Annotated in this window: 20 protein-coding genes, 1 tRNA gene and 1 other annotated feature; of the genes, 12 read left to right on the top strand and 9 right to left on the bottom strand. The window is 42.6% G+C overall.

Annotated features, from left to right (window positions below; genetic code table 11):
• Positions 1-42 precede the first annotated feature (42 nt).
• Complete coding sequence (locus G1O98_RS23190) at positions 43-819, top strand: class I SAM-dependent methyltransferase (RefSeq protein ID WP_163932362.1); 777 nt, start codon at positions 43-45, stop codon at positions 817-819.
• 84 nt (positions 820-903) lie between these two features.
• Here G1O98_RS23190 and G1O98_RS23185 read toward each other — a convergent pair whose 3' ends face one another.
• Together G1O98_RS23185 and G1O98_RS23180 are read right to left on the bottom strand one after the other, a co-directional pair.
• Entirely contained in the window at positions 904-1,920 is a 1,017-nt protein-coding gene (locus G1O98_RS23185; protein WP_163932359.1) for a potassium channel protein, read from the bottom strand.
• 578 nt (positions 1,921-2,498) lie between these two features.
• Complete coding sequence (locus G1O98_RS23180) at positions 2,499-3,443, bottom strand: glycosyltransferase family 2 protein (protein ID WP_163932357.1); 945 nt, start codon at positions 3,441-3,443, stop codon at positions 2,499-2,501.
• A 163-nt stretch (positions 3,444-3,606) separates the two neighbouring features.
• Here G1O98_RS23180 and rplS point away from each other — a divergent pair, with 163 nt between their 5' ends.
• The 8 genes from rplS to rplL all read left to right on the top strand — a co-directional run bounded on the left by rplS (position 3,607) and on the right by rplL (position 8,060).
• A complete protein-coding gene (gene rplS / locus G1O98_RS23175) occupies positions 3,607-3,969 on the top strand; it encodes a 50S ribosomal protein L19 (protein ID WP_012412089.1) in 363 nt (120 codons plus the stop codon).
• A gap of 146 nt (positions 3,970-4,115) precedes the next feature.
• A tRNA-Trp gene (locus G1O98_RS23170) sits at positions 4,116-4,188 on the top strand.
• A gap of 379 nt (positions 4,189-4,567) precedes the next feature.
• Positions 4,568-4,789: a preprotein translocase subunit SecE gene (secE, locus tag G1O98_RS23165; protein ID WP_163932353.1), complete on the top strand. Its 222-nt coding sequence runs from the start codon at positions 4,568-4,570 to the stop codon at positions 4,787-4,789.
• Positions 4,789-5,430: a transcription termination/antitermination protein NusG gene (gene nusG, locus G1O98_RS23160; RefSeq protein ID WP_012412091.1), complete on the top strand. Its 642-nt coding sequence runs from the start codon at positions 4,789-4,791 to the stop codon at positions 5,428-5,430. The genes secE and nusG overlap by 1 nt, the downstream gene beginning before the upstream one ends.
• Before the next feature lie 6 nt (positions 5,431-5,436).
• A complete protein-coding gene (gene rplK, locus G1O98_RS23155; protein WP_012412092.1) occupies positions 5,437-5,862 on the top strand; it encodes a 50S ribosomal protein L11 in 426 nt (141 codons plus the stop codon).
• A 99-nt stretch (positions 5,863-5,961) separates the two neighbouring features.
• Positions 5,962-6,675: a 50S ribosomal protein L1 gene (gene rplA / locus G1O98_RS23150; RefSeq protein WP_012412093.1), complete on the top strand. Its 714-nt coding sequence runs from the start codon at positions 5,962-5,964 to the stop codon at positions 6,673-6,675.
• 49 nt (positions 6,676-6,724) lie between these two features.
• Positions 6,725-6,893, top strand: a sequence feature (ribosomal protein L10 leader region).
• A gap of 65 nt (positions 6,894-6,958) precedes the next feature.
• Complete coding sequence (rplJ, locus tag G1O98_RS23145; protein WP_163932350.1) at positions 6,959-7,573, top strand: 50S ribosomal protein L10; 615 nt, start codon at positions 6,959-6,961, stop codon at positions 7,571-7,573.
• A gap of 94 nt (positions 7,574-7,667) precedes the next feature.
• Positions 7,668-8,060: a 50S ribosomal protein L7/L12 gene (gene rplL / locus G1O98_RS23140; RefSeq protein ID WP_012412095.1), complete on the top strand. Its 393-nt coding sequence runs from the start codon at positions 7,668-7,670 to the stop codon at positions 8,058-8,060.
• 247 nt (positions 8,061-8,307) lie between these two features.
• Here rplL and G1O98_RS23135 read toward each other — a convergent pair whose 3' ends face one another.
• Together G1O98_RS23135 and G1O98_RS23130 are read right to left on the bottom strand one after the other, a co-directional pair.
• Positions 8,308-8,637, bottom strand: a complete 330-nt coding sequence (locus G1O98_RS23135; protein WP_163932347.1) for a DUF2973 domain-containing protein — start codon at positions 8,635-8,637, stop codon at positions 8,308-8,310.
• A 299-nt stretch (positions 8,638-8,936) separates the two neighbouring features.
• Positions 8,937-9,254, bottom strand: a complete 318-nt coding sequence (locus G1O98_RS23130; protein ID WP_012412097.1) for a DUF2605 domain-containing protein — start codon at positions 9,252-9,254, stop codon at positions 8,937-8,939.
• A 453-nt stretch (positions 9,255-9,707) separates the two neighbouring features.
• On the opposite strand from G1O98_RS23130, the gene thrS reads away from it, so the two are divergent.
• Positions 9,708-11,543 carry a threonine--tRNA ligase gene (gene thrS / locus G1O98_RS23125; protein WP_163932384.1) on the top strand — a complete coding sequence of 612 codons (1,836 nt, stop codon included), beginning with the start codon at positions 9,708-9,710 and terminating at the stop codon, positions 11,541-11,543.
• A 545-nt stretch (positions 11,544-12,088) separates the two neighbouring features.
• A complete protein-coding gene (locus tag G1O98_RS23120; protein WP_175586827.1) occupies positions 12,089-12,544 on the top strand; it encodes a hypothetical protein in 456 nt (151 codons plus the stop codon).
• A gap of 225 nt (positions 12,545-12,769) precedes the next feature.
• Here the strand turns inward: G1O98_RS23120 and G1O98_RS23115 are convergent, their stop codons facing one another.
• Positions 12,770-15,787 (bottom strand): HEAT repeat domain-containing protein, encoded by a 3,018-nt coding sequence (locus G1O98_RS23115; RefSeq protein ID WP_163932344.1) that lies wholly within the window; start codon positions 15,785-15,787, stop codon positions 12,770-12,772.
• 333 nt (positions 15,788-16,120) lie between these two features.
• On the opposite strand from G1O98_RS23115, the gene G1O98_RS23110 reads away from it, so the two are divergent.
• Positions 16,121-16,990: a DUF4351 domain-containing protein gene (locus G1O98_RS23110; protein WP_163932341.1), complete on the top strand. Its 870-nt coding sequence runs from the start codon at positions 16,121-16,123 to the stop codon at positions 16,988-16,990.
• 166 nt (positions 16,991-17,156) lie between these two features.
• Here G1O98_RS23110 and G1O98_RS23105 read toward each other — a convergent pair whose 3' ends face one another.
• The 4 genes from G1O98_RS23105 to G1O98_RS23090 form a co-directional block, all read right to left on the bottom strand.
• Positions 17,157-17,495, bottom strand: a complete 339-nt coding sequence (locus tag G1O98_RS23105; RefSeq protein WP_163932338.1) for a hypothetical protein — start codon at positions 17,493-17,495, stop codon at positions 17,157-17,159.
• Between the two features lie 236 nt (positions 17,496-17,731).
• Positions 17,732-20,257, bottom strand: a complete 2,526-nt coding sequence (locus G1O98_RS23100) for a sigma 54-interacting transcriptional regulator (protein WP_163932335.1) — start codon at positions 20,255-20,257, stop codon at positions 17,732-17,734.
• An 88-nt stretch (positions 20,258-20,345) separates the two neighbouring features.
• On the bottom strand, positions 20,346-20,789 hold the full coding sequence (locus G1O98_RS23095; RefSeq protein WP_163932333.1) for a hypothetical protein: 444 nt from the start codon (positions 20,787-20,789) through the stop codon (positions 20,346-20,348).
• A gap of 9 nt (positions 20,790-20,798) precedes the next feature.
• Positions 20,799-20,990: a hypothetical protein gene (locus G1O98_RS23090; protein WP_163932330.1), complete on the bottom strand. Its 192-nt coding sequence runs from the start codon at positions 20,988-20,990 to the stop codon at positions 20,799-20,801.
• Between the last annotated feature and the right edge of the window lie 99 nt (positions 20,991-21,089).

Raw genomic sequence — 21,089 nt, 5'->3', positions numbered from 1 at the left:
ACGACTAGCAAAACAATACTCTGCAATGTAATTTCATAGTTTATGAATAATCTTCCATTACTCGACAATAATTGGAATACAGACCTGTATGAGGATAAACACGCCTTTGTCTGGCAATATGGCGAGAACTTGCTGAAAGTACTCAACCCCAAGCCGGGAGAATCCATTTTGGATCTTGGCTGTGGGACTGGGCAACTAACAGAAAAAATTGCTCAAGCCGGGGCTGAAGTGACTGGAATCGATCGCGCATCCTCGATGATTGAGACAGCAAGACAAAACTATCCCCATCTACGCTTTGATGTTGCTGATGCCAGAGATTTTCAAGTATTGAAACCATTGGATGCTGTATTTTCCAACGCTGTTTTACATTGGATTAAAGAAGCAGATGCGGCGATTGCTTCCATACATCAAGCGTTAAAACCTGGGGGGCGTTTTGTCGCAGAATTTGGCGGTAAGGGAAATGTTCAAGCAATCGTCACAGCTTTGTACAGTGCTTTAGAGGCGATCGCTATCTTCCTACAAGCACTGAATCCTTGGTATCTCCCTAGTATTGGTGAGTACGCTACCCTACTAGAACAACAAGGCTTTGATGTTACTTATGCCACCTTGTTTGCTCGTCCTACTCCCCTAACAGAAGGCGAAGCAGGGATGGCGAACTGGCTTGAAATGTTTGCTGATGCTTTTCTAGCAGGACTGTCTGCTGACCAAAAAATACAAGTAATTCGCACTGTAGAAGAGCATCTTTTGCCGACACTGTATCAACAAGGTAATTGGACAGCTGACTATCGGAGAATTCGTATCGTTGCCATCAAACTTTAGATTGCTTGACAATCAGAGTATGCAATTATACTATACAAAGCTTACTTAGAATTTGGTATGAGAAGTAATTAAGGAAAAATAAAATCAGCTATTTTTCGGTCGCCGCAGTTCCTTGGAATTAATCGGGCCGAGAATTTGGTTAAGGCTACGCAACTGTTCTGCTGTACCCATACCAATCAGCCGATCGCCCGACATTAAGACTGTATCGCCAGTGGGACCACCGATGAGAGCCCCATCAGCGCGGCGAATTGCCAGAACTAATGCCCCTGATTGCGATCGCAATCTCGCCTTTTGCAAACTTTGACCGACAAAGGGACAAAAAGCCGGGTCGAGTAAAAATTCTTCCATATACAACTGACGGTCTGCACCTGTCAAAATCCCGTCTACAAAGTCCAAAACCTGGGGTCTGAGTGCCGCAGCAGCCATCCGCTTCCCACCAGTAATATAGGGGGATATCACCTCATCTGCACCACCGCGTCGTAACTTCTGCAAAGCTTCTTCTGTACTTGCGCGGGCAATCACCCGAATTCCTAAATTTAGTGTTTTGGCTGATAAAACAATGTATAAATTTTCAGCATCGGAAGGCAGGGCTGCAACAATACAAATCGCCCGTTCAATACCAACTTTCAAAAGTGTGTCATCTAATGTAGCGTCACCTTGATATGCCGTGTAACCTTCTGTCTGTGCCCTTTGCACAGATTCCATATCTGAATCAATCACTACAAAAGGTGCGCCTTCTGCTCGAAATTCCTTGGCAATTTGACGACCAGTCCGACTAAATCCACAGATGATGTAATGTTCTGTTAGGGATTCCATTAACCGCCTCTGTTGTTGTAGCCGAATTCCTTGTTGAAAGTAGCCTTGAATGATCGCTTCTGTAAATCTGTTGACAATGTAACCAATATTGACTACACCCAACAAAATCAGGGCAATCGTAAACAATCGTCCTCGGCTACCCAGTGGATGAGTCTCACCGTATCCCACAGTTGCTAGAGTGATGACTGTCATGTAAGCCGCATCTTCCCATGTCCAGCCCTCCACTAATGAGTACCACGAAGTGCCAATGAGGAAAACACCGCCAAGAGCGATCGCCCCGGCCATTAACTCCTTTTGGATACGTTGATATTTTTGCTCAAGCGTTGAAAATGACGTAACAATAGTACTTTTAGCCTACTTTTTCTAGTTTTCTACTAACTTTATAGCATTAGTCTTTTTTAGTACATTTAAACTACAATTTATCCAAACTCAATACTCCTAATACTTAAAAATATTCATCTTTAACTTTACATGAAGCTCTAATCCCTAGAAGCCTATTTAGGCAGGTAAACGATCTGCTCGTCGTCAACGTACTCGTTAGCGATCGCACCAACATCGATTAGGCGGTTCTGGTGCTTATACCACTCGACACATTAGAACCCTTAAAATTATTTTACAAAAATGGCTATAAGCGTGCCAAATGACCCACTACAATTTTTTTGCAACTAATAAAGAGTTTGAAGTTTTACCCAAGCGTATTGGGCTATAAGGCTCGTAAAAAAATACTAAAATTTTCTCTTCACACCCCCTGTTTCCCCTGCTCTTTTCACGATGATCTCACTTTTTCGTGTTCCTCCCCCCTTAACTGAAAAGTATTGGGGCGCAAGGCTTTGTACCCCTACAAATTTACAAATAATAGTCCCTTATGAATCAATCAATACAAGTTTACGAACTTCAGAATTGTTTCCCTGAGAGCGACGTGATGAGGCAGCAGTGAGCAAAAACTTCCAAGACTTAGGAGAAAATATAGATGGATCTATCATTGAAAAAAAGCTCTTGAGGTTTTTTTGCTTCAGTGATACTAAAATCCAATGGAGTTTCAGGTAATTTTTTATATCTTGAAAGCCGGGAATTTTTGAGCGATGTTGCTCATTTACCAAGGCATAAATTTTTTCTTTCATCAAAATATTTGTCGCCAACCGCCGAGACAAAGAAAACTTTTGATTATATGCACCGGGCCAAATAGTTCGGTACGCAAGACACTGGTTAAAGAAAATAGCATCACCAAACTGGGCAATCCTAATCCACGAATCGATATCATCACAGTTAGCATCAAGTGTGGAGTCCCAACCACCAGTTTGTAGAAAAGCATCACGTCGGCAAGCCACTTGTACAGGCGTACCAAAGGGTACAAGCTCTAAGAGCATACCGTAATGAATATCGGCTTGGGGGACATAAAAAGCTAAACCAGGGCCAACTTGCGGGGTGCGACTGAGTTCAACTTCATTGCCATCTACCTGAGCCGCGACACAAGAACAGATTACAGCATCGGGATGAAGTGCGATCGCCTTAGCCATCTCTTCTATGCAGTTGGGAGCTAAATAGTCGTCATCATCTAAAAACTTAATCCAGTCGCCACTAGCTTTGGCAACTCCAGCATTTACCGTTGCTGCATGACCAAGGTTCACTTGATTCCGATGGTAGACAACCTTGTCCCCTAAGCTTTTGAGATATGTTTGGGTATCATCAGAAGAACAGTCATCGGCAACAACCACCTCACACTCAATGGTTTGGTTCCAAGCCGACTCAATTGCTCTTTGCAGCAAGTTCAAGCGATTATAGGTACTGATGACGACACTAAATTTCATAGATTTACACCTTTGGTACGGCATTTTGCAATATAGCTTCGATCTACCGAGTTTTGTCTCAGTAAAATTCTCAATCTCCAATAAGTAGAAGTAGACTGAAATAGGATTATCGATTTATGATTGATGATCGTGGGTTTTTTTTAAGCAGACAGACAGAAAGACTATGAGCGCTCAAGAGATTATCCGCTCCATTGAAGCGGAACAGCTAAAATCAAATTTGCCCGACATTTATGTGGGCGACACCGTAAAAGTAGGAGTGAAAATTAAAGAAGGCGAAAAATACCGGGTACAACCCTACGAAGGAGTAGTGATTGCCAAACGCAATGGTGGCATCAACGAAACTATTACAGTCCGTAAGGTTTTTCAAGGTGTAGGCGTTGAGCGCGTATTTCTGTTGCATTCTCCCCGGATTGACAGCATCAAGGTATTACGTCGCGGTAAAGTCCGCCGTGCTAAACTGTATTATCTCCGCGATCGCGTAGGTAAGGCAACCCGGATTAAGCAACGGTTTGACCGCCCTTTGTGATTCGTGCTTCTTTCATTATGGGAGAAATCTCAAGCGGCATCTGCCGCTAACTTGTTTTCTCACCGAAATTGAAGTATGATAGAAATCGCGTGTTGCGTTAAGCTAAAATTTAGTTCAGCGCAATAAGTGAATAAAAAACAGCTTGTGCGCTCTTAGTTCAGTTGGTAGAACGCAGGTCTCCAAAACCTGATGTCGGGGGTTCAAGTCCTCCAGGGCGCGCTCAAGAGCAAAAAATAAAGCCCGAAATAATTACGCAACTGCTATATTAGCAGTTAGTGATAATAATTTCGGGTAAACTTATTGTATTTGCAGTTGTTTTGCTTTCAATTAAGTAAAATAGAGTCGAAACTGTAAAACTGGAAGAACAAATTTTAGATTTTAAATTTTAGATTTTGGTGAAGCAGCCCGGTCTTCTCTACGAAACGCTTCGCTAAGGGGTTTTCCCCCATGAGTGACTGCTGAACCCGAAGGAGTTGACAAAAAATTCAAAATAAATGCACAACCCAGAATCTGAAGTTAAGTACCTTTGCCTTAAAGCATAGGGTAAATCTAAAACCCAAAATCCAAAATTGAGTAAGAAACGGGGGGATAAAGGGTCGTGTCCAAAAAAAGTGAAGCAGAATTGCCAGAAAACACAAATGGTTTTAGCTTAGGCAACTTCATACAGGGAACCAAAGAAGAACTTGACAAAGTAGTTTGGCCCAGTCGGAAGCAGATAGTGAGCGAATCCGCCGCTGTATTGTTAATGGTGGCACTCTCCGCATCTTTGATATACTTGGTCGATGGATTGTTTGGTTGGGCAGCAAAACAGGTGTTCTGATGACTTTTGCAACAGACGAACCTCGCAACTCCACGTTGCAGTCGGAGGAAACAGGAGAAACAGCAGAAGCAGCGTCAAAAGAAGCACGCTGGTATGCTGTACAAGTAGCTTCAGGCTGTGAAAAGCGTGTAAAGACTAACTTGGAGCAACGCATTCAAACTTTTGATGTAGCTGACAAAATTATCCAGGTAGAAATTCCGCAAACGCCAGCGGTGAAAATCCGCAAAGATGGCAGTCGCCAGCATACAGAAGAAAAAGTTTTTCCTGGCTATGTGCTGGTGCGGATGATGATGGATGATGATACCTGGCAGGTGGTACGAAACACCTCTCATGTAATTAACTTTGTCGGTTCAGAACAAAAACGTGGTAGCAGCAAGGGTCGCGGTCATGTCCACCCCATACCACTGAGTTCTTCGGAAGTTGAACGCATATTCAAACAAACCAGCGAACAAGAAGCTGTTGTCAAAATTGACATGGCTACTGGTGATAAGATAATGGTGCTTTCTGGTCCATTTAAAGACTTTGAAGGCGAGGTAATTGAAGTGTCTCCAGAACGGAGTAAACTTAAAGCCTTGCTCTCAATTTTCGGCAGGGATACACCAGTAGAATTGGAATTTAATCAGGTAGAGAAACAGAGTTAAATACAAATGGCGAAGAAAGTAGTGGCGGTCATTAAACTGGCCCTGAATGCTGGAAAAGCCAACCCAGCACCGCCAGTTGGGCCCGCCTTGGGTCAACATGGCGTTAACATCATGATGTTCTGCAAGGAGTACAACGCCAAAACAGCAGACCAAGCTGGAATGGTGATACCTGTAGAAATTTCGGTTTTTGAAGACCGGAGTTTTACGTTTGTACTCAAAACGCCACCAGCATCAGTGCTGATTCGGAAGGCGGCAAAAGTTGAAAAAGGCTCGAATGAACCCAACAAAAAGAAGGTTGGGTCAATTACTAAAGCCCAATTGCAAGAAATCGCCCAAACGAAACTCCCCGACCTCAATGCCAACGACATCGACGCGGCAATGAAGATTGTGGCAGGAACGGCTAAGAATATGGGTATAACAGTCAAAGATTAGTCATTGGTCATTAGTGAAAGACGAAAGACAAATGACAAAGGACAAATAAAAAATTATCGGGGGAGAGGCGAGGCTTCGGAATTACCCCAGGAGAAAAAAATGGCAAAAATATCGCGTCGTTTGCAGACGCTACAAGCAAAAGTAGAAGATAAGGATTATCATCCTTTAGAAGCTTTAGCCCTTCTCAAAGACACAGCAACAGCTAAATTCGTTGAAGCTGCGGAAGCGCATATCCGGTTGGGAATTGACCCCAAATATACAGACCAACAGTTGCGGACAACGGTAGCACTGCCTAAAGGTACAGGACAAATTGTTCGGGTGGCGGTGATAGCCAGAGGCGAAAAGGTAAACGAAGCCAGCAACGCTGGGGCTGATATAGTCGGGTCAGAAGAACTGATTGACGAAATCCAGAAAGGTAGAATGGATTTTGACAAGCTGATTGCCACACCAGATGTGATGCCACAGGTAGCAAAGCTAGGTAAGTTGCTAGGTCCCCGTGGTTTGATGCCATCGCCCAAAGGTGGAACCGTAACATTTGATATAGCAAGTGCGATCGCAGAATTCAAAGCTGGTAAATTAGAATTCCGAGCTGACAGAACTGGTATCGTTCATGTTATGTTTGGTAAGACAACCTTCTCGCCTGAAGATTTGTTAGTCAACCTGAAGGCATTGCAGGAGACGATTGACCGTAACCGTCCTTCAGGAGCTAAAGGTCGTTATTGGCGCACATTTTATGTGTCAGCCACAATGGGGCCATCGATTAAAATTGATGTCACTGCCCTACGAGATTTAAAACTGAGCGAAGTAGGTTAATTTTTAGTCATTAGTCATTTGTAAAGACAAAGGACAAATGACTAATCATAAAATCGAATAGGCAAAGCCGGAGACAGCAGGTGCTAATAGCTTAAATATCCTGCCGAGGTTAAAACTCTAATTGTCAAAATTACCACCCCTAAAGGTGTGATAACTATGGCATCACGAGTCTTAATACTCAACCCCGGCTAATTTAACCGGGGTTTGTTGTTTGGGTTTTCAGGTTTAAAAGAAACGTACAAGTAGGGCACTTCCCCGATTATTTTAAGGAGGTGAGATTGGAATGGGTAGAACACTAGAAAATAAAAAAGAAATAGTAGCTGACCTCAAAGAAACTTTGAGTGAGTCAACTCTGGCACTGGTAATTGACTATCAGGGGCTAACAGTTTCGGAAATCACAGACTTACGGCGGCGGCTACGTCCTAGTGGCACTGTTTGTAAGGTGACGAAGAACACCCTGATGGGCATTGCTATTGAAGGTGATGAGAAATGGCAGCCTTTGTCGGAATTGCTCAATGGTTCTTCCGCTTTTTTGCTGGTAAAAGATGATTTTTCATCGGCAATTAAGGCATACCAAGAATTCCAAAAAGTTACCAAGAAGACAGAACTTCGTGGTGGTGTCCTGGAAGGTCGTCTACTCAAAGAACCTGATGTCAAGGTACTAGGAGACTTGCCATCTAAGGAACAACTCATCGCGCAAATTGCTGGGGCTATCAACGCCTTGGCTACCAAGATTGCTGTGGGTATCAACGAAGTTCCTGGCTCACTGGCTCGTGCTTTGAAGGCTGTGGCCGACCAAGAACAAAGTGGTGGTAGCACCGAAACTGCTGCTGTACAAGATAGCAGCGCTGAAACCGCTACTGAAGATGATAGCAGTACTGAACCTGCTGCTGAATAGACTTTGTGGTTCATCAGTCAAAAGTCAAAAGTCTATAAGTTAAAGACTAATGACCCATGACAAATAAATAATCAAAATTACAGGAGTTATATCAATGTCTGCTGCAACCGATCAAATTTTAGAACAACTAAAAACCCTTTCTTTGCTGGAAGCTTCTGAGCTAGTCAAGCAAATTGAAGAAGCTTTTGGCGTAAGTGCTGCTGCACCTGTTGGCGGTATGATGATGATGGCTGGCCCCGGTGGTGCTGCACCGGCTGAAGAAGCTGTTGAGCAAACTGAGTTTGAAGTGATTCTCGATTCAGTCCCAGCTGATAAGAAGATTGCTGTACTGAAGATTGTCCGCGAATTGACCGGTTTGGGTCTGAAAGAAGCAAAAGACTTGGTAGAAGCTGCACCCAAGGCAGTTAAAGAAGGTATTGCTAAGGATGCTGCTGAAGATGCTAAGAAGCGCATCGAAGAAGCTGGCGGTAAGGTGACTATTAAGTAGTCACAATTATATTACCAATCTTTATATTAAGGAGTCTGAGTCAGGCTCCTTTTTTTATCGAAACATAATTCAGACTTGTAACCGAAAAATCGTTAGAACTCTGCCAAGTGTAAAAGATAATGTTAATTTAGCAGCCGATTGATGCGATCGCGCTTTACATTCAAGGATGGTAATAAATTTCTATTTAAAGAAGGGTTAAGGATGTAAAACAATCATAATTTACACCCAAACTCCTAAGTCCTAAATTTTATGCTTCTTCTGAATTTTCACTCTTACGTCCTGGGGATGCTTCGTAAAGTGCATCTAGATGTTGACGCGCATCTTCAACGTTAATCGAACGCATTACCAAAAGCGGCTCTTTAATTAAGTTACCCGCACTATCTAATAACTCTGGATGAGGTACAAACTGTTTTTTTGATGAATAATAACCGTATTTACCTTGATTATTTATTGGTGAGGAATTCGTTGGGTAAGTTCGCTCGCGATCAAAACTGAACATGATCAGGTTACGAATTAAGTTGCCAACAGCCATAAATGCAAGGATTGTAAAAGCAAGAATGTAAAGCAGGTGTAACATTAGATTTTCCTCCAGAACAACAATTTTTAAAACTTTATTTTGTAACGCTTTGTTTCGCCGACACTGTGACTCACAGTTAAGATGACTATTTGACGCACTTTTGTGCGCTTACATTTAGATGAAGCTATTTGTCAACCGTTATTTCACTTACGGTAGCATAGGATACATTATCTTGTTAATCCAAATAATGTTAAGAAATTGTTAAGCTTTTTCTATTATCTCTTTGATGACTGGTTTAGCATCTTGTCGTTAGACATTGCTAAATAGTCTGCGGAAATTTAACAGATGCTCCCATCTATTTAGACTTCACGCTCTTGACGAAAGCGCATTGCAACATTCCAGCATTCTGTTACTAATTGATGCCAAGGCATTAACGTTGCCATATCAATCCCGACTTGTTTATCGGTAGCAGCAAATAGCATTTTAGCTGTACTTAGTTCTTCTTGCGCTTGTTTAACACGTAAGAGCAAATCAGATTGTTCTTGGTCACTCATAAATGATAGCTGCTCAGTTTCGAGTAAATGGCGCGATCGCGTAAACCAATGCTGAAAATCTTCTAGCAGTGGTTCTAAAACCGTTTTCAGCAACTCAGTCCCTGGTAAATTTGAGTCTGACATAAATAAGAAGGATTTTTCCAACTTTCTTACTAATATTAACGTTATTTACGTTTCTTAATATTCTTTTTATTTATTATAATCTAATAATTTCGGTAAATATAAAAAAATGTAACAAATACTACAGATTTTATTATATAGTCTTGCTAATGGGTCTGTACAGTTCCTTTGGAGAGACCGTATATATATATATCGAATGGGGGAGTAGCTGACACCGAGTTGCAATTCATAAGATAATTTAGCGATGTCTACGACGGGCTACGCCTACGCCTGGAATCCTGAATTTAATACTCAGCTAACCGATCAAAAATTTATCTTTATCCCCGGCGAAAAATTAATTCGGTAGTTGGAAGATAAAGCTGAAAAAAGCAAAAACCAAAGTCGTTATAGTTGAGTAAGCCTACAGATTCAGATAAATCACCTTTTGTAATCACTTCGCCAACGGTTCAGCAGCCAATGTCGCCAAATTCATCAAATCAATCACAACAGTCAGAACAAGTTGAAAAAATCTATTTACCGCGTACCAGCGAATCGGAGAACTTAAAAAAGATTCGTCACACTGCTTCCCATGTAATGGCAATGGCGGTACAAAAGCTGTTTCCCAAGGCGCAAGTTACAATCGGCCCTTGGATAGAAAACGGTTTTTACTATGACTTCGACAGTCCAGAACCATTTAGCGAAAACGATCTCAAAGCCATCAAGAAAGAGATGGCGAAGATTATCAATCGCAAATTGCCAGTAATTCGAGAAGAAGTCAGCCGCGAAGAAGCCGCACGCCGGATTCAGGAAATTAACGAACCTTACAAGCTAGAAATCCTGGCAGATATCAAACAGGAACCAATCACAATTTACCATCTGGGGAATGAATGGTGGGATTTGTGTGCTGGGCCTCATCTGGAAAATATCAGTGAATTAAACCCGAAAGCAATTGAATTAGAAAGTGTTGCTGGCGCTTATTGGCGTGGGGATGAAACTAAAGCCCAATTACAACGCATCTACGCCACCGCTTGGGAAAGTCCAGAACAACTGGCTGAATATAAGCGGCGCAAAGAAGAAGCGCTACGGCGAGATCACCGGAAACTGGGTAAGGAACTGGGATTATTTATATTTTCTGATCTAGTAGGGCCGGGTTTACCTTTGTGGACACCAAAGGGTACTTTGTTACGGAGTACCTTAGAAGACTTCCTCAAGCAAGAACAATTAAAACGGGGTTACTTATCTGTAGTAACACCTCACATTGCCAGAGTAGATTTATTTAAAACCTCTGGACATTGGCAGAAATATAAAGAAGATATGTTCCCTTTAATGGCAGACGATCAGGAAGCTGCTGCACAGGAACAGGGCTTCGTTATGAAGCCAATGAACTGCCCCTTCCATATCCAAATATATAAGAGTGAGTTACGCTCTTATCGGGAACTACCGATGCGCCTGGCGGAATTTGGTACTGTTTACCGCTACGAACAATCAGGCGAATTAGGCGGTTTAACGCGGGTGCGCGGTTTTACTGTAGATGATTCTCACCTGTTCGTTACTCCAGAACAGCTAGATAGCGAATTCCTCAGTGTGGTGGATTTGATTTTGTCGGTGTTCAATAAGCTGCAACTGAAGAACTTTAAAGCTAGACTCAGTTTCCGCGATCCTGCTAGCGATAAGTATATTGGTTCTGATGAAGTTTGGGACAAAGCCGAAGGTGCGATTCGCCGTGCAGTTGAAACTTTGGGGATGGAACACTTTGAAGGGATTGGAGAAGCGGCTTTTTATGGCCCCAAACTTGACTTTATCTTTAGTGATGCCCTAGATCGGGAGTGGCAATTAGGAACTGTGCAGGTAGATTACAATTTGCCTGAACGCTTTGAGTTGGAATACGTCGCTGAAGATGGGGTTCGCAAACGTCCAGTGATGATTCACCGTGCGCCTTTTGGTTCGCTGGAAAGGTTAATTGGGATCTTAATTGAAGAATATGCAGGTGATTTTCCTTTGTGGTTAGCGCCTGTGCAAGCTAGATTACTACCTGTGGGTGATACACAGCTAGACTTTGCGAAAGATGTGGTAGCGAAGATGAGAGCCTTGGGCATCCGTGCAGAAGTTGATACCAGTGGCGATCGCTTGGGTAAACAAATTCGCAATGCAGAGAAAGAAAAAATACCCGTAATGGCTGTGGTGGGGGCGAAAGAAGTGGAAACCAACACCTTGAGTATCCGTACCCGCCCCTCCGTGGACTTGGGAGTTATCCCTGTCGATGAGGTAGTGGAAAAGATGAAAGATGCGATCGCTAAGTTCGAAAATTTCTAAAATCTAACCGCAGACGCACACTGATTATAATTAGTGTGCGTTTTTTTGCCTGGATTGCAGCATTGGCTAACTGGTAGGTTTCGCAATTTATCGCTCATGTAGAGACGCGATTTATCACGTCTTGAAAGACCAATTATCTACACCAATAACCTTTAACCCAAGCGTAGTGAGATATAAGGCAATACGCTTTAAGCGCCACTTGTACAAAATCGTGGGTTTTGAGACGCGATAAATCGCCGTCTCTACAAGTGTTTTGGTAAGGGTGCGATCACGTTCTACTTGTAAGCTGAAACCCTAATTTTCTCGTTGACGGAGATAAAAGGTGGATTCATCCAATTCAAATACTCATTTTAATTTTAACTTTTCATGGGATTTGAAAGGTCAAAAAGTATTACAGACAACAAAAGTTTTCTCAATCACCGCACCCAAGAAAACTTTCTGATTTATTCAAGACTGATAGCATAGATTTAAAGACTTGTGGAATCTGCTCATCCTAAACAGACTAGACTTGCATAAATTAATGTCAATAATTTTTGACTAACATTATGAACCGCTTTACCTCTATTTTGCTGGCTGGCTTGATAGCATCTGCATCAGCTTTGGCTATTTCTCCAAAAGCTGAGGCTAATACACCAGCGTCTTATCTTATTGAGTTAGATAGCTACGGCTATCAACGCAACGATGATGGTAACTACGAACGTCATAGTCGTCACTACAGAAATGGTGATTATGACCGCCAGAACGGCCTTCGCAACATTCGTGGCAACGATCGCCGTTATGACCGCGATAACGATCGCCGCTTTGACCGCGATAACGGTCGCCGTTATGACCGCGATAACGGTCGCCGTTATGACCGCGATAACGGTCGCCGTTATGACCGCGATAATGGTCGCCGATATGACCGCGATAACGGTCGCCGATATGACCGCGACAATAACCTTCGTAACATTCGTGATAATAACTTTCGCTATGAGCGCGATCGCAACTGGGGACGTGATTAATCCTTCCGCCGATCTATCAAGTTAAAAGGGCGGTTATAAACCGCGTCTACACAAACAAAACCCGCCTCAGTGGGTTCCAGATAAGGGGCTTAAGCCCCTTGTTTCCTTAGTTCGCGTTGGCGGAATCCCATGATTCATAAATTGTCTCTACAGCCTGTAGTTTTGCGTAAGTCCTAAAGAATTGACCCTCAGCCTAGAAGTCTCTTTCTTAATTACGAATTAATATCACGCTCTTGGCCGCAACAATTGCACGAAGGTATCACTCACAGTATGGTCTTTGGTATCGGCGGCATATTGAACTAATTTTTCCTTCAGTTCTTTGGCAGCATCTAACGGGAGTAAGGTTGCTAGCAAAAAGTAGACACCACGAAAACGGGGGTCGTCCATGTGGTCAAGGAGACGATTTTTAGCTTCCTCACTCTCGCCGAGAAAGTTTTGCACCAAAAAGAAATCCATAATCTTATCGTGGCGGAAGTACCATTCTCTCTTGGCTTCGCCTTTTTCGTCTTGCCACTGACGGCTGACAACCATTTTATATTTATCGTCTGACAATGACTGTAATACCTGGTAAAATTCATCCGCAGGTAATGCTTGCTCATCATTCAGCCGCATTTGATAGACTGCATCGGAGAATTTTTTTAGCGGAAATTCCTGGTTCCACTCTTGCAAATATTCTCTTGCCATCAATTGATATTGATGTTGTTGCAAGTGAAACAAATCGGGGTATTCGCCTTGGGATAGCATCAGCGCTACCACAGTTAAATCCATTGGATTAGAGAGAACCTTCTCAATCGCGCTTAATTCTTGTGGTGATTGCTGATTAGTGAGAGCTTTGGTTAAAAAACTAGCAGTGGCTTGCTCATAATTAGTACCTTGAACTTTGGCATTTTTGGGCAATCGTGGCTGACGGGAAATCAGAAATTCCTGAATTTGTGGTTCCTCAAGGGGGAGCAATTTATATATTTTGGCGGTTGAGGGTGGTGTCCACTCTAGCGGTTGGGTGGTCATGATGATGTTACCCCGGAAATAGCTTTCGGCAAACTGACAGATTTTTGCTCTGGTGTCGGCAGTAACTTCATTGAGTCCATCAATGCAAATATCTAATGCACCACTGTAAATTAAATTCTTGAGAAAATCAGCATCTTGTGCTTGTCCGTGTAGCTTGGCTTGAATTGCCTCAATTACCCCTTTGTCACACTTATGTGCAGGTAGATAAACCACAAGCCGCCCAGAAGTTTTTACTAAATAGCGCAGATACATAGACTTACCCAAGCCAGAATCACCTTCCAAGATGACTTGTCCTTTGATGTTAGGTAGCGCTTGGGTAATTGGTACGGGTTCATCTACACCGGGAACTTTCACTTTAGAATTGGGGAAGTAAGCTTCGGGGTTAAAACTATCTAACCCGGCATCGGCTAGTAGGGAAGGCTTGAAGGGTTCAAATAACTTTTCGCGGAAAAAGGGAACCCAGGTGAGAATTAAGCCGACGTAGCCGACACCGAGAATGCGCCTTACCCAAGGATTCCAGAAGAAGATGGCTTGAACTTGGGGAAATTTGGGATAAGCGAAGATGAGGGCTAGCCAAAAGGCAGCATGAATCAAAATAGTAGTTCTGGCGTTGAACAACCACTGCCAAGTTTTGAGGTTAACTATTACTGATTGCAGCGAATCAGCTTCGTTGTATCCGGCGTTTTTGAGGTTGTTGTAGTGAGTTTCTAAAATAACAATATCTTGTGGTTGCCAAGAGACTTTTCTCGCAACTACAGCAATTTGCTTTGCTAAGTCTTCGCGTAATCGTGTTAAACCTTGGCTGGGTTCCCAGACTTGGGCAAAGATTTTGAGAGTTTTATCACCTTGATTGTGACTTAATTGACGAGGAATCGTTTTGGTGTTAGCAAAACTCAGCCATGTAAGCAGCGTTTTGACTTCATTAGTGCCGCCACCCAGGAAATAGCTTAAAAACCGCCACTGTTCAAATTCTGATTGACCTGCGTAATAAATGCTATCTATAATTACAACGATATTATTCAGGTTGAGCTGTTCTATCTTTCCCAATGCATAAGCTGCACTGTAACGAACTTCGAAGTCAACGGTTTTATCCTTGAGGAGGTCGAGGATGTCTTTGACGTAGGGTTTGGCAGCCTCCCCCAGATTTCCCAACACGTTCGCTGCACCGTAACGAAAATAGGAGTCAACAGTTTTATCCTTGAAGAGGTTGAGGATGTTTTTGACGTAGGGTTTGTCAGCCTCCCCTAGTTTTCCCAAGGCCTCTGCTGCACTGGAACGAACATCGGTGCCATTGATGATTCTAATATTAGAAGTATCATTCAGGAAAAAGTTGAGGATGTCTTTGACATAGGGTTTGGCAGCTTCCCCCAGATTTCCCAATGCCACTGCTGCATTGTAACGAAGAGAATAATCAAAGGTTTTATCTTTGAGGATGTCAGCAATATCTTTGACATAGGGTTTGGCAGTCTGCCCCAGATTTCCCAATGCCTCTGCTGCACTGTAACGAACAAGTGAGCTAACAGTTTTATCCTTGAGGAGGTCGAGGATGTCTTTGACGTAGGGTTTGGCAGCCTCCTCCAAATTTCCTAATACCTCTGCTGCAATGGAGCGTACATCGGAGTCAACAGTTTTATCTTTGAGGATGTCGAGGATGTCTTTGATGTAGAGTTTGGCAGCCTCCCCCATATTTCCTAATGCCTTTGCTGCACTGGAACGAACAAGTGAGCTAACGGTTTTATCCGTGAGGAAGTCGAGGATGTCTTTGACGTAGGGTTTGGCAACTTCTCCCAGATTTCCCAATGCCACTGCTGCACCGTAACGAACATTTGAGTCAACGTTTTTATCCTTGAGGAAGTCGAGGATATCTTTGACGTAGGGTTTGGCAACTTCTCCCAGATTTCCCAATGCCACTGCTACACTGGAACGAACATTTGAGTCAACAGTTTTATCCTTGAGGATTTTGGCAGCTTTCAGTGCAATATCCTCTGGTTTGTGAACCACCAATTTCAAATTTTTTAGATCGTATTCATTGAATTTTTCAAAAGCGAGTTTCTTTACTCCGTTATGCCCATCATCAAGGGCAGCTACGATACCGTTAATCTGCCATGCTTCTGGTTTGGGCTTGGGCGGTTCTTTCGCGCTTACCCAAGGTAGCGCGAGGAGGAGTGTCAACAGCAGGATAAAGGGAAAAAGGAAAAAGGGCGACGATCGCTTTTTAATTATGTGCAAATACATTTGTATAATTCGTAATTCGTAATTCGTAATTCGTAATTTTTTTAGAAATAAAGGCTGTTTCTGCCCTTTCTTTAGTAGGGAAAGAGAAGGGAGTTAGGTTTTTTACTAGTAAAACAGGAACCGCTACAGTTATCTTTTTACCGTCTGATAACTCAACCTAGCCAGAAATGGAATATTAATGTAAATATTACAGGAATTTAAAAAGATACGCTCAGAGTATAGTACTGAGCTTCCTTGAGCGATGGTGCGTAGCGTAGCCCATCGTAGACATCGCCTACTCAAACCACTGCACGAGATAATAACAACACCTCGTTCAATTGTTAGCGATCGTCAATGTCCTTTGATAACCTCTGCAAACTCCTGTCCGAAAAACATCCTGCTACCTTTGCCAGTTGGGTTTTGGGTACACCACAAACAAGCGTCACAGTTCTCAAAACCGAATTGAGCATTGAACCGATTCGTGCTGATTACGTCACATTCCTACAGCTACAAGGACGCATTCTGCATCTGGAATTTCAAACCAAACTAGAATCTACGCCACCCCTACCCCTGCGGATGCTAGATTACTGGGTACGCTTGTATCGTTTGTATCGTCTACCAATAACGCAAGTTGTCGTATTACTGCTTCCCCCTGCACCAGGAACAGTAATTGAAACTGTCTTCTGTGTCGAAACTACCCGTCATGAATATCGCGTGATTCGTTTATGGGAAGAAAATCCTGAACTATTCCTCAATGAGCCCGCTTTGTTACCATTAGCACCACTGGCGGCAACCACGCAACCCCAAGCTTTGTTGCAACAAGTTGTGGTCAAAGTTAATCAACTTGAGCCAAGACAACGACCAGAAATTTCCGCGTATACCCAAATCTTAGCGGGGTTAAAATACAATCAAGACTTGATTCGACAATTATTTCGGGAGGGTATGATGCGCGAGTCAGTGATTTATCAAGAAATTCTCGCTGAAGGTGAACAACGCGGCGAACAACGAGGAGAACTAAGAGGACGAAAAGCAGAAGGGCAATTACTCATTCTCCGTCAACTTACTCGACGGGTGGGAGAATTACCCCAAGAGATGCTAGACCGGATTGAAACTCTCTCTTTAGAACAATTAGAAAATCTTGGTGAAGCATTGTTGGATTTTCAGGCGATCGCGGATTTAGAAACCTGGTTTGGTACATTAGACGTAGGAGTGAAAATAACGTAAGTACAATTTATGAATTATGCCTACCAAGGATTTCGGGCAACGCATAATTAATTTCACTCCTATGTCTATTAGATGAATTTTTCCATTTGAGCCAATGTCTGATGGCACTAGGGGAAAAAATAGTTTCAGAAGAACGAAAGCGAGTTGAGCTAGTCAGATTGCCATATTAGAGTTCAATTAACTTGAATCCCCAAGGTTTGAGAGCCGCTAAAGCTATTTCTTCATTTACACCCTCATAAGCTTCCCATTCCAACGGGTGTTCTTTAGGATGTCCGTCGCCGACATTACCTGCAACTTTAATTATCGGACAGTTGGCAATGCGATCGCGCTCTAGCCCTTTTGGGACTACTAGTTGGACTTTGTGACCAATAAATTTGGCTGTACTTTCTTCAGCAATCGATTCACGGATTAAACAAATATCACCAGCTGTCCCCCAAGTAGTTTGGTAGATGTGGAGGAATGATATATAAGGTGCTGGTTTGATGGATCTTTTTAGAACATGCATTATCTGTAATCCTTACACTATGAATCAAAAATCATAAATCATATAAGTATTTTCTATCACGTTCGTAGGGAAGAAGAATGTTTTTAACTCACTTTTTGCACTTAGTCTAAGTGATTAGAGACTTCTTGGTGGAATATAGTGGTTTTCTAGTCATAATACAGACCTAACCCCCAGCCCCTTCCCTTGTAGGGAAGGGGAGCAAGATCAGAGTGGAATGGCATACAAAGGAGCGATTGCTAGAACACGATAATTGCCCATAAACTAGCTGCCAAAGCGATCGCAGCTAAATGTTGCCCAAAAAGGGATTTCACTGGTTGCTTGGCAATTTTTTGAGTTAATAACATAGTCATCAACACTGAGAAAATTATCGTTGCACCTTGCAAAAAGGCAATCACGGCCGGGTGAGCAACCAATATTGGCAATTGTTCTCCACTCAAACCAAGAGTAGCAAAGGTAACAGGTAAAATCCGTCCGCCTTCGCCTAAGCCCAAACGCAAATAGTGAGCCAAGTTTCCGCCCAACACCAATGGTAAATAGCCATAAGCAAGTTCTACAAATGATTTTGGCTTTCGGTTAAAGTTCAACAATTTCAGCAAGCCATAAGCTCCAAAGGTAAAAATCGCTGGGATAATTAACACTAGCAGCGATAATCCGAAGTGCTGCCAAAACTGAGTTAAATCCAGTTGTAAACCCAACCAAGATTGTAATTCTGGCAAGCGATGCAGATATATCCCACCCAACAGCAAAAACAATAATGCTACTTCATAAGTGCGGGGTACATGAGTTGTCCACAATTCAATTCCAGGGGGACGCAAGTTGAATTCAACGGAACGATGGGGACAGGCTTTCAGGCAAGTCATGCACAGTACGCAATCTCTGTTATCTTCTAACTGCGCGGGGTGGGAGTATAAAGGACATCCATTAGTTTCCATCCCTTCGCCCTTTTGTGGGCCACCTTTATAGCACTGATAGGTGGTGCAACTGGCAGAACATATTCCTTGCTGGGCGCGGAGTTCTGTCATTGAGAGTTTGGCAAATAAACCATTCATCCCACCAATGGGGCAGAGATATCGACACCAAAACCGCCGCTCAAAAATGGCAGAGAAAATCATCGCCCCGGCGGTAATTAACAGCAGCAAACAAGCGCTAAGGTAAGCGGTATTTTCTAAATGCCAGAGTTCTTCCCATAAGAAAATTAGGGTGAATAAACCAAACATGAACCATCCCCCCCACTTCTCAGCTTGCTGTCTCGGCCAGCGTTTGAGTTGTCGTGGCCACAGCCAGAGAGATAACTTTTGGGTAATTTCGCCGTAAATCATGAAGGGACAAACAGAACACCAGATGCGTCCCAAAAATGGAAAGAGAAATAAGAAGAATGGCCACCACCAAGCCCAAAATAGATTTAAGACGAAATTGTGATCGCGGGTTTGTGGCCCAATAAATAATATTGCAACGATGATTGCAAAAGCCGTTGCAGTAAAACCATAGTTAATGCGATCGGGCCACCAAGGACTACGTAAAAACCGCCGCAAACTAGGATAGGCATTTAACAGATTTACTCGAAATCGTTTTTTCTTAGTTTCGGCTGGCCAGAAAATTTCTTCTGTTAATTCATCAGTACCCTCAGCTTGCACGATCGCTCTTTCAACCAGATTTTTCAGTTCTTTGAGGTTCCCAGGAAAATCATAAGACTGGAGGCGACGCAAAGCTTCTGGGGTAATATGCGGTTTCGGAACGCCTCTAGAGCGAATGTAGAGACTAGTATAATATTCAACCTGCGCCTGAATATCAGCTTTCCGCACCCTTAGCGGCGGTACTTTAATAATATGACCAATACAGCGTTCAATTGTCGGCTGAGTTTTTTCTGAAACAATCAGAATTCTGGCTTTACTGGGGCGAGGTTCGGGTGCTGTTTCTCCAGAACGACTGACGGGGGTATACATGCCAGTTTTGAGCAACTGCGTCACGGTAGGTAATAATTCTTTGGGTAATTCTTGGATGTTGTTGAGAACTAAAGTACCTTCTCCCAACCATTCCAACAGTCCTGGTTTACCACCGGCTCGACCAAATAAGTCTGCGCCGCTAGTTTGCAGAATACCGCAATTTACTTTAATGATTGGTTCTCGCCGTTTTGGAGAACCAAAGTGGATGAGGGCTGCTATGTTGTCTTTTTCTAGCCCTGGTTCTCCGAAAATATCCACTGATTTGCGGTCAGCAGCCGCTTCTCGAATTTGCTCCCGCAACCTCACAGCATAGCGACTTGTACCGACAATACCCCGTTGGGCTTTGGTAACTAAATATGGCCGCAAAGCTACAGAACGTTCTTGTTCATAGCCAAGTGCAGATGTTGCCTGAGCTAGTTCTTGAGCCAATTGACGCGAAAAAGCCTGAGCAATTTCGGGGTATTGGGTGACTAATTTCCGAAATTTATCAGCAGGTACAACCCACAAATGACATTCAGTTACTGTAGTAATTGTGAATGGAGTTAATTCTTCCAGCAGCAATTCTTTGAGTTCAATCACTGCTCCGGGAAGGAATCCACAAGCTAAGGCTGGGTTGCTTTGATTGGTGCTATTGCTTTCGAGCTGACCTTCTACAAGAATATAAAGGGCTTCTGGAGAATTGCCTTCACTAACCAAGTCAGTTTCGGCTGGTACAACTTGTTCTTCAATTACTTGTGCGATCGCATTTAACACTTCATCAGAGAGAATTCCTAAACTGGTGCGTTCTTGTAGCCATATAACCGTTTCTGGAGATGTCATCTTAAGTTCTCCGTGTAGGCTGTTATGTATAACAAGGATTAATTATCCCTTGAAAGCTGGTTAAAGAATTCATAATTTAGAACGAAGTTCAGATTGGACTACACTTTACCTTTTCCCTTAATTTCTCCAGTAAGTTCCAAGACCTATTTTCATTCTCAGAGATAAACAGAGGAAGCCAGTAGACTGCTTTCTCGATCAACCTATTACTATCATTATTTAAATCTTCAATTAATTTTACTACTGACTTAAATCCCAGTTTAGGAATTGCAAAATCTAACCATAATTTAATAGATTGAGCATTGGATTCTAAAACTCCATAGCTAAACATTTTTGTAACATAATCTTTTTTATGCAAGACCTTCTTTGCAATTACAATAGTAACAAGGCTTTTTTGTTCAACCATGCTCTTGATAATTTCATATACTGCAACTTCCGGTATTGATTTCAGATAATCTAAAATTACCTTTTCCTCCTGAGAAGTTAAGGATCTATAAGTACTAATCTGTATTAATTGTTGAACACGAGCATTCATAAGTTATTGTCAAAATCCATAAGGTATGAAAAGGTTTAATGGCAAACCAGCGTTACCTGCTGAATTAGCTGATGGTTTGTAGTGACCAGAAACATTATTCCAATATTTAATTTGACCTTTATTATTTTTATTATGACCAAAGCGAATTTGACCTGCAAAGTCAACGTTGTTACCTCTTGCAATATCAATATGACTTCCCAAACTAAATTTTTGCCTTGCTATATATAGGACTAATATTTGATTTCTGAAAAAGCTCCGTACATTTGAAGGGTGGGGAAATCAAAGGTCGTGTGTCGGATA

The sequence above is a fragment of the Nostoc sp. UIC 10630 genome (assembly GCF_010747425.1).
Lineage (GTDB): Bacteria > Cyanobacteriota > Cyanobacteriia > Cyanobacteriales > Nostocaceae > Nostoc.
The sequence above is the reverse complement of the archived record's forward strand: the minus strand, read 5'-3'. Positions and strand labels throughout refer to the sequence as shown.